Source organism: Mycobacterium sp. RTGN4 (assembly GCF_033804635.1).
Taxonomy (GTDB): domain Bacteria; phylum Actinomycetota; class Actinomycetes; order Mycobacteriales; family Mycobacteriaceae; genus Mycobacterium.
Window position 1 is genome coordinate 1 of record NZ_JAPZLB010000051.1, and the last position, 365, is coordinate 365.

1 protein-coding gene is annotated in these 365 nt (G+C 69.6%); it reads right to left on the reverse strand.

Annotation, left to right across the window (positions count from 1 at the left end; all coding sequences use genetic code 11):
- Positions 1–365: DUF222 domain-containing protein (locus tag SLQ30_RS33220; protein ID WP_319451256.1), on the reverse strand; the 365-nt coding region annotated here is incomplete at both ends.

Here is a 365-nt window from a genome sequence, read left to right on the forward strand (position 1 = left end):
CTTGAGTTCTTTGGGGCCGACGCCTTGGGCGGTGCGGGCCAGGTCGGTTTCGAACTGGGCTGCGGTGGTGGGGTCGGTGGCGTCGGGCAGCCGGCTGATGGCTTTGCGGATGACTTCGACGTGTTCACCGTTGATCGAGCCCTGGGCTTGAGCGGCGGCGGTGGCCGGTAGCAGCGGGGGCAGGGGTTGGCCGATCAGGGTGCGCCGTGGTCCCAGTGCGGCGGCGTCGGCCAGCCGGCGCCCGGCTTCGGCGGTCGAGATGCGCCAGCGGGTGCGCAGCACTTCGTTCCAGGACTTGGCGCCCAATTCCCTCGGGGTGTGTTCGGCTTGCAGGCTGGCCAGCAGGTGGTGGAATTGGGTGGGTA